This is a genomic window from Cellulophaga fucicola, from assembly GCF_900119145.1.
GTDB lineage: Bacteria > Bacteroidota > Bacteroidia > Flavobacteriales > Flavobacteriaceae > Cellulophaga > Cellulophaga fucicola.
Genome location: NZ_FPIY01000001.1, coordinates 527,230 through 540,338 on the forward strand (window position 1 = coordinate 527,230; position 13,109 = coordinate 540,338).

The 13,109-nt window shown below is 32.7% G+C and carries 8 protein-coding genes; 3 read left to right on the plus strand and 5 right to left on the minus strand.

Annotated elements, in window-relative coordinates; all coding sequences use genetic code 11:
• Positions 1–3 precede the first annotated feature (3 nt).
• Positions 4–2,127, plus strand: a complete 2,124-nt coding sequence (locus BT107_RS02310; RefSeq protein ID WP_072302137.1) for a M3 family metallopeptidase — start codon at positions 4–6, stop codon at positions 2,125–2,127.
• 70 nt (positions 2,128–2,197) lie between these two features.
• Here BT107_RS02310 and BT107_RS02315 read toward each other — a convergent pair whose 3' ends face one another.
• The 5 genes from BT107_RS02315 to BT107_RS02335 all read right to left on the minus strand — a co-directional run bounded on the left by BT107_RS02315 (position 2,198) and on the right by BT107_RS02335 (position 8,784).
• Positions 2,198–4,414, minus strand: coding sequence for a nitric-oxide reductase large subunit (locus BT107_RS02315; RefSeq protein WP_072302138.1), 2,217 nt, complete (start codon positions 4,412–4,414; stop codon positions 2,198–2,200).
• Positions 4,415–4,425: 11 nt separating this feature from the next.
• On the minus strand, positions 4,426–4,767 hold the full coding sequence (locus BT107_RS02320; protein WP_072302139.1) for a cupin domain-containing protein: 342 nt from the start codon (positions 4,765–4,767) through the stop codon (positions 4,426–4,428).
• A gap of 76 nt (positions 4,768–4,843) precedes the next feature.
• Complete coding sequence (locus BT107_RS02325) at positions 4,844–5,278, minus strand: RrF2 family transcriptional regulator (RefSeq protein WP_072302140.1); 435 nt, start codon at positions 5,276–5,278, stop codon at positions 4,844–4,846.
• A 136-nt stretch (positions 5,279–5,414) separates the two neighbouring features.
• Complete coding sequence (locus BT107_RS02330; RefSeq protein WP_072302141.1) at positions 5,415–7,154, minus strand: M14 family metallopeptidase; 1,740 nt, start codon at positions 7,152–7,154, stop codon at positions 5,415–5,417.
• 10 nt (positions 7,155–7,164) lie between these two features.
• The gene (locus BT107_RS02335; protein ID WP_084639080.1) at positions 7,165–8,784 is read right to left on the minus strand and encodes a M14 family metallopeptidase; all 1,620 of its coding nucleotides are present in this window, start codon (positions 8,782–8,784) and stop codon (positions 7,165–7,167) included.
• Between the two features lie 284 nt (positions 8,785–9,068).
• Between BT107_RS02335 and BT107_RS02340 the strand changes: the two genes are divergently transcribed.
• Both BT107_RS02340 and BT107_RS02345 read left to right on the plus strand, forming a co-directional pair.
• Positions 9,069–11,579 carry a TonB-dependent receptor gene (locus tag BT107_RS02340; protein WP_072302142.1) on the plus strand — a complete coding sequence of 837 codons (2,511 nt, stop codon included), beginning with the start codon at positions 9,069–9,071 and terminating at the stop codon, positions 11,577–11,579.
• A 227-nt stretch (positions 11,580–11,806) separates the two neighbouring features.
• Positions 11,807–13,102, plus strand: a complete 1,296-nt coding sequence (locus BT107_RS02345) for a phosphoribosylamine--glycine ligase (protein WP_072302143.1) — start codon at positions 11,807–11,809, stop codon at positions 13,100–13,102.
• Positions 13,103–13,109 lie beyond the last annotated feature (7 nt).

A 13,109-nucleotide genomic window follows, 5' to 3' on the forward strand; every position in this document is an offset into this window, starting at 1 on the left:
TTAATGAAAAATATATATGCAGTAGCACTCGTTACTATTTTGTTTGCCTCTTGTAAAGATGGTAAGACAAAAACAGAAACAACTACCGAAAATACTATGAACAAAACAGAAAACCCTTTGCTAATAGAGAGTAAATTACCTTATGGTGCACCGGACTTTACGTTAATTAAAAACGAACATTTTAAGCCTGCATTGCAACAAGGTATAGCTGCACAGAATGAAGCCGTAGCTAAAATTGCAAATAATACAGAGCCAGCAACTTTTGATAATACTATTTTAGAATTAGAAAAGAGTGGTACATTATTACAAAGTGTACAAAATGTATTTTCTGGACTTACAGGTGCGCATACCAATGATGAATTGCAGGCGGTACAGGAAGAAATGGCTCCAAAGTTTTCTGAATTGCAAGATGGTATTTACTTAAACGAAAAGTTATTTAAGAGAGTTAAAGAGCTTTATGTAAAAAGAGATAGCTTGGTTTTAGATCCAGAATCTAATAAATTATTAGAGACTTATTTTGAAGCCTTTGAAAAAGCAGGAGCAAACTTAAGTGAGGCAGATAAAGAGACACTAAAAACATACAATACTAAGTTAGCTACACTTATTAATACCTTTAATAAAACATTATTAGCTGCTAATAATGACGGAGCTCTAGTATTTACTAATAAAGAAGATTTAGTTGGTTTAACGGAATCACAATTAAAATCTTTAGAAAATAAAGATGGTAAAGGGTGGAAAATTCCATTATTAAATACAACGCAACAACCATTATTACAAAGCTTAGAAAATAGAGCTACTAGAGAAAAAGTATTTAAAGCATCTTGGACTAGAGCAGACGGATCTAAAAATGATACAAAAACGATAATTACGCAAATAGCAGAATTAAGAGCTAAAAAAGGCGCTTTATTAGGTTTTGCTAACTACGCAGAGTGGAGTTTACAAGGAACTATGGCAGAGAAACCAGAAAATGTAATTAATATGTTTAATGGCTTAATACCCGCTGCTACAGCAAAAGCAAAGAATGAAGCTTCTGAAATTCAAAAAATGATTACCAAGAATGGAGAAGATTTTACTTTAGAAGCTTGGGATTGGAACCGTTACGCAGAAATGGTTAAAAAAGAAAAGTACGACTTAGATGAGAGTGCTATTAAACCATATTTTGAAGTAAAAACTGTTTTAGAAAAAGGTGTTTTTTACGCAGCAGAAAAACTATACGGTATTACCTTTAAAGAACGTAAAGATATACCAACCTACCATAAAGATGTTATGGTATATGAGTTATTTGAAGAAAACGGAGATCAATTAGGATTGTTTTATGCCGATTACTTTGCAAGACCTAGTAAAAGGGGTGGTGCTTGGATGAGTAATTTTGTGACGCAGTCTCATTTATACAATAAAAAACCTGTTATATATAATGTATGTAACTACCCTAAACCAGCAGAAGGTGATGCTGCTTTGTTAACGTATGATGAAGTTAGTACAATGTTTCATGAATTTGGACATGCATTACATGGTTTCTTTGCAAATCAAGAATATCCTTCTTTATCTGGTACAGCTGTAGCTAGAGATTTTGTAGAGTTTCCTTCTCAGTTTAACGAGAACTGGGCATTATATCCAGAAATATTAAAAAACTATGCTTTAAATTATAAAACAGGAGAGCAAATACCACAGGCTTTACTAGATAAAATTAAAAAGGCTGGTACGTTTAATCAAGGATATAGTTTAACAGAAAACCTTGCTGCTTCTAATTTAGATATGCAATGGCATACTATTGCTGCAAATGCAAATGTTACCGCTGCAAATGCTTTTGAAAAAGATGCATTGCACAAAACAAAATTAGATGTTGTAAGCGCTGTACCACCACGTTACAGATCTACTTATTTTGCACACATATTTGGTAGTGGATATGCTGCTGGGTATTATTCTTATTTATGGACAGAAATGTTGCATCATGATGCGTACAATTGGTTTGAAAACAATGGAGGTTTAACTCGTGAAAATGGACAACGTTTTAGAGATATGGTTATTTCTAGAGGAAACACTGTAGATCTAGAAGCAATGTATAAAAACTGGAGAGGTAGCGACCCAAAAATTGAGCCAATGTTAAAAGCACGTGGTTTAAAATAAACAAATACTATATTAAATAAAAAGGAGCCTTTGAAAGGCTCCTTTTTTTGTTTAAAAAAATCGGGGATTACTATTTTTTCTTATAACAGTATATTGTTTCCTGTACTGTAAACCAGCAGAAGTAGAATATACCAATAGAGAATAAAATATCGCCCACCATACGCAACCATTTTAAGGTTTGTACTGTTGGTGAGTATAATAAGTTGGACTCTCTAGCAAAAGAATACCCTTGAGTTATAGAGGTATATGCTTGTATAATACCAATTGGTAATAAACTTAGTAATACCATAGCTATTAAGCCTATGTTTAAAAACCAAAAGGCTCTTTTTAGCTTTTTACTTTTCCAAACTCTGTCTGAATAAAAACGTAGACACATTATAATAAAGCCCATTCCTAACAAACCATATACACCAAACAAAGCCGTGTGCGCGTGCACTGCAGTTGTATTTAATCCTTGTATATAATACAGCGCAATTGGCGGGTTAATTAAGAATCCAAATACACCTGCACCTAAAAAGTTCCAGAAAGCAACAGCTATAAAGAAAAAGATAGGCCATTTGTATTTTTGTATCCATTCTTTACTTTTTAATAAATTCCAATGTTCCCTAATTTCAAAGCCCATTAAAGTTAATGGTACAACTTCTAAAGCACTAAAAGTAGCTCCTAATGCAATAGCTTGTACAGGTGTACCAGAATAGTATAGATGGTGTAATGTGCCAATAATACCACCTGCTAAAAATATTGAAGCAGATGCAATAGAAACTTTACCTGCTGTTTTTGCTGATATAATTTTCATTCTTGAAAAAATAAAAGCAATAACTACAGTAGCAAAAACTTCAAAGAAACCTTCTACCCAAAGATGTACCAACCACCACCTCCAATAGTTAATAACAGGTAAGCTACTGTTTTCGCCATACATTAATCCTGAAAAGAAGAACATGCCAATAGCCATTACAGATAATAGCAATATAATAAGTAAGTGTTTAGACTCATCATTCTTTTTTATAGCAAATAAAATATGTCTACTTACCATTATTACCCAAAGTACAAGTCCTATTCCTAGGAATATCTGCCAAAATCTACCTAAGTCCATATATTCATACCCTTGGTGACCAAAGAAAAAGTTAGTGGTTAAGTCTAAGAATTGATGTACACCAAGCCATTCTCCAAGCATAGAACCTAAAACAATTACAAGTAAGGCTACAAATAAGAAGTTAATTCCAAAAACTTGATATTTCATTTCTTTTCCTGATATCATCGGAGCTAAAAATAAACCAGTAGCTAACCACGTAGCAGCAATCCAGAATACTGCCAATTGTGTGTGCCAGGTTCTTGTAATAGAGTAGGGCAAGAAACTAGATAAATCGAACCCAAAAAATGCTTGACCTTCTACGGTATAATGTACTGTTAGTATGCCTAAGACTACCTGTAATGCGATTAAAAAGCATATTATTAAATAATATTTTAATACAGCTTTTTGCGAACGTAGCATTTTTAATCCAGTTAATGGGTCGGAATCTGGTTTAGTAATAGAATCTCCTTTTTCGTGATTTCTTAAGTAATAAAACGTAAGAATACCAATAAATAGTAGCAGTAAAACAATAGACAAGCCAGACCATATAATAGAATCGTTTGTTATATTATTATCTATTAATGGTTCGTGTGGCCAGTTAGATGTGTATGTGTAATCTTTACCAGGTCTGTTGGTGCTCGCAGCCCAAGAGGTCCAAAAGAAAAACGCATTTAATTGTTTTAATTTTGTTTTATCTGTTAATGCACCTACAGGTATAGCATACCTCTCGTTACCATTTGAAAAAATACTACTGTAGTGCTCGTTATTGCTAAGTATAGGGGCAACACGAGCTTCAGAAATAGTAATGGTTTTGGTATCAGGATTATAAGAATCTGTTTTTATATCCTTAATTAACTTAGCCTTTAATGCGGCTTTTTTTTCTACATCTAAATTAGCATAAGTGCTATTAAAGTCTCGTTTAGACCAATGTTCTAATATATAAACAGCTTCTTTGTGTATCCAGTCTGCCGTCCAATCTGGTGCCACATAACTACCGTGACCCCAAACAGAACCAACCTCCATACCACCAATAGACTCCCATACATTTTGCCCTATTTGTATATCTGCTTTTGTATAAAATATTTCACCTGTTTCCTTTACTATTACTTGCTCTGGTATAGGAGGCTGAGTTTGATAAACTTCTGTACCAACCCAAATTAGTACTATAAAGGAGAGTACTACTACGCTTGTAAAAGCTATCCAAATTTTTCTCATTGTATCTGTGTTTAGTTGTTTATTACTTTGTTTACACGGTCTAATGTATCTGCTTTGGAGATAGACAACCTAACAATAGCATCTTCAGTACAGACTAAATCGTGTGGTATGTTGCTTTTTAGACTTAATAAATCTCCTTTTTTAAGAAGATGTTTTTTATTATGTACACCAAATTCTATTTCTCCTTCAAAGATTTCTACAACTATAGGGCAGGGTGCTTTGTGTTCTTTCATTACGTTTCCTTTTCGCATTAAAATTCTTATTTCTTTGCTTACTTCTGTTTCCATTAGTAGTTGCAAAGAGGGTTTACCATCCTTATAGATTTTATCCTTTGTTAATGAAGCTGTTATCATAATTTTTAATTTAAATAGTTATTTATTTATATAAAAAGATAAGATTACCTTTTTATCCTTTATTGGGTTAAAAGTTTTATATTTTAAGGTGAAATATATCAGAGTTCATATCCTTAACCACCATAGATAAGGTGTTTTTTTCTAACATATTTTTAAGATCTTCTCTAATTTTCACAAATTTAAAATGAAGAGGGCAGGGTTCTTTTTCGTTACATTGATGTAGGCCTAAGCCGCAACCCGTATAAATAGAATCTCCGTCTAAAACAGATACAATATCACTTAATTTAATAGTAGATAAGTTTTCTTTCTCTATAAAAAAACCTCCGTACGGACCTTTAGAAGATTGTACAAATCCGCTTTTTGTTAGTTGTTGTAAAATCTTTGCTGTAAAAGCCTGTGGCGAGTCTATAGATTCTGATATAGTAGTTAAACTAACCTTTGTATCTACAGTAGATTGTTTTGCAATAAAAAGTACTGCTCTAAGTCCGTATTCGCAAGATTTTGAAAACATACAATTATTTTATGTTACAAAACTATACAATATTTTAATAGCGGACAAAATTATCCTTTATTATTTTTTAATAAAAAAAGAAGCAATTATTTAGTATAAATAATTGCTTCTTAAAACTTAAGTTTATGTTAGAATTTTAGCTTTGCTTTTTACTAATTAATCCTCCTTTTGCACTGTCTACAGTAACAGTAACTTTTCCACCGCCTTTAACAATCCATCTAACTTTAATAATGCTGTTGCCGGGAATATTATCTACTTTAATTTTACTAGGATTGTTTTTTTGTTCTGTAGTGATGTTAAAATCATCATTATCTACAATCATCCCAGCTAAAACAGTAGCTCCAGATAAAAAAATATAATCTGGTCTTTCTATTTTATATTTTAAATCTTGGCTAGCGTGTGTAGGCATTAGCCTATCATTTTTTATAATAGCGGTAATCTCTTTTAATCCGTTACCAATAGATTTTTCTGTAATATTATCTACAGAAAGTAGTGGCATATGATGTGCGTGGTAAAAAGTAAACACCATATTTCTATGTGCTTCTTCTTCCAGTAGAAAACCAGGAGTAGCTCTACCAACATTTTTTCTAAATCCACCAATTTCTATTTCTCCGTATGTAGGATGGTTGTATGGTTTCCAATTGGTAAATCCGTCACCTAAAAGCAAATCTTTTTCTGCTTTATATGCCTGATCTCTATCTCCGTTTTTATTTTTGTAATATGCAAAACCAGTAAATATCTCGTTGGTAAATGTATATACACCTCTAGAACCGTAAAACCAATCTAACTCACCACCAAAAACAGAATACAAATCTTTGTAAACTACCATATATCTGTAACCAGGTAACAATTCTGCTCCTTTGTTACCAATAGCATCATATATTCTAGCATCAACTCTGTTATACGTTTCTTTATCTTCTTCTGCACCTGGACCTCTTAATATCATTCCGCCAGAGTTATGAAAACTTTGTGCACCAGCAATATTTGGTCTAGTTAATACAAAATCTGCAACAGCTCTGTTTTCTGGAGCAGAGAACGGATATTTATAAGCGCCACGTTGTATGTAATCTGGTTGCCATTTCCAACCCCAATCTCTGTTAGGGTCATAATAACCAGGTACATCTTCATTAATACTACCATCACCATCATTATCTATACCTTCACCACCTAGATTTTCATAACGCTGTGCTGTAACCACATCATCTGGCCCTATTTGTATCATTTTTCTAGGATCTAATGGGTCAACAATCATATTACCATTAGGGTTTTTTCTACGCATTCTGGTAATAGAACCATCGTTATCTAAATCGTCATAACCATCTTCATCAAACAAACCATCGCTATCATCATCTAAAGCAATTAAACCAGCTCTAGGACTGTGAGCGGTATTACCTTCTTTCATATAGTTGTTACGTGCATCAGGATTTATGGTAGGCACAATGTAAAAAATACGATCTTTAAGCATCTGTTTTACATAGTCTACATCTTTAAAACTCTCTGTTAGATACCATGCGGTATAGGTGCAAATTTCGCCTCCTTGTATTTCGTTAGAGTGTATGTTACCATCTACATAAAAAGCAGGTTTTCGGTCTGCATCACCAACGGAATAGTCTGTAATTGCCAACATCCAAATATCTCTACCTTGAGTAGATTTACCAATAGATTTTCTTTTTACCAATTCTGGGTATGCATCTGCAATTTTTTTGCTAATGGTAGCTAAACCTTCCGCAGTATAGTATTTGTTAAATGCAACAGAAACTTTAGGGTTATGAGGAGATCCTGCGGCTCTAAAAATATCGTTTGCACTTTGTGCTTCTATAGTTGTAGTACTTAGACCAAAAACTAGAAGGGCTATAAAATATATATAAGATTTCATATGTAGTATTTTAAAGGTTTATGGTTATTTCTTGTGTTCCTGTTTGCGGTGCACCAGCTTTTAATACCAATTTCCCTTTTCCGTTAATTAACCAAGTAAAATGACTTGTGCCATCTTCGTCTATTTTAGTAATAAGTTGGCGTTGTTTACCAGATATTATTTTTTGACCGTTACCTAAATCTAAAGCAACGTTTATTTTGCGTAACCATCTAGATTTTGCTCCCATTTCGGTTTGCGTTGGTAGTAAACCTTGGTTGTGTAAATCTACTGTTATACGGGTAAGTCCAGAACCTAATTTTTCTTGTTTTAGGTTTGTAAAAAGTAAAGACGGTTGCATTTTAACAACATCTAAAATAAATGTATTGTGTTTTTGTGCTATACTGTCTACCATTTTATACGGAGGGTTATTTTGTACAAATGGAGCTATACCACCAACTTCTACTTTGTTATTAGGAAAATCAGGATGACTTATTTCTTTCCAATCTACAAATGCATTAGTTACATCTTCTTGTTCTGCCCATTTTAAAAAGTTAGCGTCTCTATTCTTTGGAGCCTTGTTAATAGAATCTCCTTTAAATTCTGGTGCCCACCATGCAGGTGTACTTAATGCTAATCTTCCAAAGTGAAAGTAAGACCACTCAAAAAAACCACCTCCATTTGTAATAGATGCAGGAGCATTTTTGTTTGGTATAAGTTCATTATATTTTTCTGATAATTGTTTGTTTAGTTTAGCATCATTCTTTAAAACACTTGTAACAACACGTTTTTTTGCATTAGAGGCACTGTATTTAAGGGGTTCTGATAAGTTATTAGCTGGTCCAAATGAAAAAATACTGTATACATTCCATTTTTCGTATAAGAAATCTAGCATAGCTCTGTTTTCTAATTCAGAAACAGCGTGTTCGCCAGCGCCAGGCTTAAAGTAAGGAGAATTATAGGTGAAGTTTTTGTTAAAGTGTACGCCACCTTCACCATCTTCATTAAAAGCACCATCTTTATCGTTATCTATACCTTCTGTAAATACTTTATAAGTTCCTTTTTCTCCTTTATTCGTATCTGCCTTTACCATAATGCGGTTGTCTTCTTCAAGCATCATATAATCTCCAGTAGGATCTTGAATACGCATAAGAGTAATTAGTCCGTCTTTGTTTAAATCTTCATAAGCATCTTCATTTATTTGTCCGTCTCTATCATCATCTGTCTTTTTAGCATTTCCTTGACGCTCATATTTTAACTTACTAAAATATTGTTCAGTAGCATCCGGACTCATATTAGGAAAAATATAGAATGTAGTATTGTCTAAAACGCTTTTGTTGTTAGTTAAAACATTTTCGGCAAACTTAATAGCTAATTCAGTACCCAATAAATAATTGCCTTGTACGCCACCAACAACTACCATTGCAGGGTTGTTATCTGGGTTACCCTTAGACAATGTTAGTACCCAAATGTCTTTACCACCTAAAGTTTTGATTAAAGATGTAAGTTTAGCGTTGCTTTTGTGTTTAGAAACAAGGCTTTTTAAGTTTGATGTTAATTGCGTTGTTGTTTGGTAATTTTGTTGCGCAAATAGGGTAGAAGTAGATGCAAAACAAATACACCCCAGCAACAAATACTGTAGTTTTAATTTCATTAGTTGAGTTTGTTAGTTATTTGCTATGAAAATACTACTTCTTGTTAAAACGAACTTTGTTTTAAGATAGTTTTAAGACTTTGCTTTGATTTAAGATTGAAAACACTCTGTTTTGTAGATGTGTTTTAAGCCTTCTTTAGATATCTATTTACTAAAACGTTTTCGTGGTTTTAACATATTTAAGGACTTAATTTTTAGTTTAAAAGTTGATATATTATATACATTTACTACAACTAACTTAATAACCTATACATCCTTTTTTTATCAAAACAAATCATCTTTTTATGAAAATTAAAATACTCTTTACACTATTTGTAATGTGCTTTGTAATTACCAATGGAATAGCACAAATTACTGGTAAGGTTAGTGATATAAGTAATAACGAAGCTTTAGAATACGCTACGGCCGCATTATATAATAAGCAAGATGCCAGCTTGGTTACAGGAGTAATTACAGATTTAAATGGTACATTCTCTATAGCTAATGTAAAAGCGGGTTCTTATTATTTAGAAGCATCATTTTTAGGCTACACAACTAAGACTATAAGTTCTGTATTAGTGTCTAAAAAAGGTGCTAAAATAGATTTAGGAACCATACAATTGTCTTTAGGAAACCAGTTAAACGAAGTTGTAATACAAGCAGAACGTCTTGCTGTTGTACATAAAATTGATCGTCAAGTTTTTGATACTAAAAAATACCAAAACAGTGAAGGTGGTTCTGCAGTAGATGTTGTAAAAAACCTACCATCAGTTACAGTAGATGGTCAGGGAGGAATAAGTGTAAGAGGTAGTCAAGGTTTTTCTGTTTTAATAAATGGTAAACCAACCCAAGGAGATGCTAGTGCTATTTTAGCACAGCTACCTGCAAATGCATTAGAATCGGTTGAACTTATTACTGCTCCTTCTGCAAAATATGATCCAGAAGGAAAAGGCGGAATTTTAAATATAATCACAAAAAAAGGAGCTACAAATGGTACTTATGCACAAGTAAATGTACGTGGTGGTTTTCCGTCTATAGAAGAATACAAAACAAAAGAAGCAGCACAGCGTTATGGTATTGATGCTACATTGAATAAACGTACAGATAAATGGAATTTTTCTTTAGGCGCAAGTTATCAGCGTAATGATAAAACGGGAAGAAGAGAAGGTGATATGTTTATTGTAAATGAAGCTGAAAATAAAACTACTTTTTTACCCTCTGATGGCGAACGTAGTTTTGATGAAATTAGTTACAACGGAAGATTTAATGTAGACTATACGCCTAATAAAAGAGACAGTTATTCTATTGGTTTTTTTGCAGGAAAGCATACTAAAGATCGTTTAGCAGATATAGTTTATTATGACAATCACGCTGTATCACCAATAGGGAGTGACTCTAGATTATATACTTTTAAGTATTACAACCATAATCTTAGAATTAGAAAAGGAGATTTTGCTTTAGGTAGTTTTGATTATGAGCATAAGTTTAATAATGAATCCAGATTATCTACTTCATTTTTATACGAGTATACTTTTTTAGGAGGTCCAACAGAGAATGATAATCTTGGACATCCGGATAATAGTATTGTTTATCAACAAGAATACAATACCAATGATAACCCGTTATATGGTACACGTGTAAATATAGATTATGCATTTAAGCCATTTTCTTTTGGTACAATTGAAGCAGGGTATCAATATCGGAATCTAGACCATACAGGAGAATTTGTATACCAAAGAGATGGTGTTTTAGTGCCTGAGTTTTCTAGTGATGTTAGTTTAAACAGAACAATACATTCTGGTTACGGACAATTAACAGGGGCTAATGAGAATTGGGACTATGCTGCTGGTGTACGCTTAGAGTCTATGGACCGTGAGTATACAGAATCTTTAAAAAGTGAAGTGCTACCTAGTACTTATAAGTATGATTTTGTGAAACTTTTTCCGTCTGCATCTTTACAATATGAGATTAACGCTAAAACAAAGCTTAAAACGGCTTATAGCAAAAGGGTAGAACGTACCACGACTTTTAAAATGAATAGTTTTGCAGAGAGAGAACATTCGGAAGTTTTTGAGCAAGGAGATAATAAATTAGAACCAGAGTTTATTGACTTAGTAGAAGTTGGAATTACAAAAAAATTAAAACACGGAAATTCTTTTTTTGCAACAGCGTATTATAGACACGTAGAGAACGTTATAAATAGAGTTAATGTGCTTGCTTACCAAGAAAATGGTGCCGTAATAGATACTATTATTAACCGTGTTTATTCTAATGTAGGCAAAAGTAATTCTTATGGTCTAGAGATAGGAGCTACAATAAAACCATCTAAAAACTGGTCTAATTTTATTGGAGCAAATGTATATAGTTACAATATAAATGGCGCTCTTAATTTTAACCATAGAGATGGTGTATTGCGTACTTATGATATAAATAGTAAAGCTACTATTTACTCTGTAAACCTAAATTCTACTTATAATTTTTGGGAAAACGCAAGTGTACAGTTTTCTTTTAATTATTTGTCAGACAGAAATACAGCAATGGGTGAAGACTCTAGATTTTACTCGCCTAATTTAACTTTTAGAAAAACATTTTTAGATAATAAGCTAACAGCCACATTACAATGGCAAAATATAGATATGGGTATGTTAGATACTAATGAACAGCGTATTACTACATCTAGGCCTGGCCAGTTTTATACCACAACAAATTATAGGTATGAGGTAGATATGGTTTCTTTAAACCTATCGTACACCTTTAATGCAAATAAAAATAAATCTAAATTTATAGATAGTGAATTTGGAAAAAGAGAGTTTTAATTAAATTGTTAGATTTGTTAAAAGCCTAATTAGTGTACAACTAATTAGGCTTTTTTTATGGTATATTGTTTTACTAGACTTGTGGCATTTTTAATATTATAAAACATCTTTTAGTCTACTTTATTATTTTGAGTAACGTATCAAAATAAAATATACATTTACAAGCTTTATTTACAACTAAAATGTACTGTAAAGCGTATATAATTTATATTATTTTTTAAATTAAATTGAAAAAAGAAGAAGGGATAAGTAGAAAAATACTTTTGGTTTCTAAATACGGAGAAACCTTAGATATTGCGTATGCTATGAGCCAAGAAGGGCATAGTATTAAAATGTTTATACAAGAAAAAGGCTGTAAAGAAATTGGGTATGGCTTTGTACCAAAGGTTACAGATTGGAAAAAGCATATAGATTGGGCAGACTTACTAATTTTTGATTACACTGGCTATGGTGCAATTTGTGAAGAACTACGCGCTGCGGGCAAGCTAGTTGTTGGTGGCTCTACATATACAGATTTGTTAGAGATGGATCGTAATTATGGACATCTGCAATTAAAAGCACATAAAATAAAGGTGTTGCCATCTTATGAGTTTACCAATTTTAAAGATGCAATTTTACATATAGAAAAACATCCAGATTCTTACGTAATTAAGCCCTCTGGAGAAACTCAAGAATTAAAACAACTGCTTTTTGTTGGTAGTGATGACGAAGGCTTAGATGTAATTAGAGTTTTAAAAGCATATGAAAAATCTTGGGGGAATGACTTTGGAGATTTTCAACTTCAGAAAAAGGTAAAAGGAGTAGAGATTTCTGTATCTGCTTATTTTAACGGTAAAGAGTTTCTAAAACCGTATGACATAACTTTTGAGCATAAAAAACTGTTTCCAAAAGAGCTAGGGGTTTCTACAGGAGAAATGGGTTCTAGTATGTTTTGGACTAAAGATTCGCCTATTTACGATGCTACACTTAAAAAGTTTGAACCTACTTTGGCAACATCTAACTTTATTGGCCATATAGACATTAATTGTATTGTAAACGGTAATGGTATTTATCCTTTGGAATTTACATCTAGATTTGGTTATCCGCAAATAATGATACAAAGAGCTGGTATTACAGAGCCTATTGGGCAAATGTTTTACAAACTAGCACAAGGTTTAAACTTTACTATTGCTACTAAAAAGGGCTTTCAGGCGGGTGTATTTATTGTTGTGCCTCCTTTTCCTTTTAACGATAAAAAGGCGTTTAAACTATTCTCTAAAGATGCTGTGGTTATCTTAAAAAAGAATGCAAAAGAGGGGATACATCCAATGCATTTAAAAAAGATTAATGACGAGTGGTTAATTACAGGCGATACTGGTATTGCTCTTTTAGTAACTGGTACTGGCTTAACAATGAAAGATGCGCAACGTAGTATGTATGGTAGAGTGCAAAATGTAATTGTAAACAATAGTTACTACCGTACAGATATTGGAGATCGTTGGCAAGAAGATTGTGATAAGCTTTGGTCTTGGGGACTTTTATAATATTAAT

Bases quoted from the DNA above. Each gene is read 5' to 3' on its own strand.
- BT107_RS02340 (WP_072302142.1), top strand. From the start codon at position 9,069: ATGAAAATTAAAATACTCTTTACACTATTTGTAATGTGCTTTGTAATT.
- BT107_RS02335 (WP_084639080.1), bottom strand. From the start codon at position 8,784: ATGAAATTAAAACTACAGTATTTGTTGCTGGGGTGTATTTGTTTTGCA.
- BT107_RS02315 (WP_072302138.1), bottom strand. From the start codon at position 4,414: ATGAGAAAAATTTGGATAGCTTTTACAAGCGTAGTAGTACTCTCCTTT.
- BT107_RS02325 (WP_072302140.1), bottom strand. From the start codon at position 5,278: ATGTTTTCAAAATCTTGCGAATACGGACTTAGAGCAGTACTTTTTATT.
- BT107_RS02310 (WP_072302137.1), top strand. From the start codon at position 4: ATGAAAAATATATATGCAGTAGCACTCGTTACTATTTTGTTTGCCTCT.
- BT107_RS02330 (WP_072302141.1), bottom strand. From the start codon at position 7,154: ATGAAATCTTATATATATTTTATAGCCCTTCTAGTTTTTGGTCTAAGT.
- BT107_RS02320 (WP_072302139.1), bottom strand. From the start codon at position 4,767: ATGATAACAGCTTCATTAACAAAGGATAAAATCTATAAGGATGGTAAA.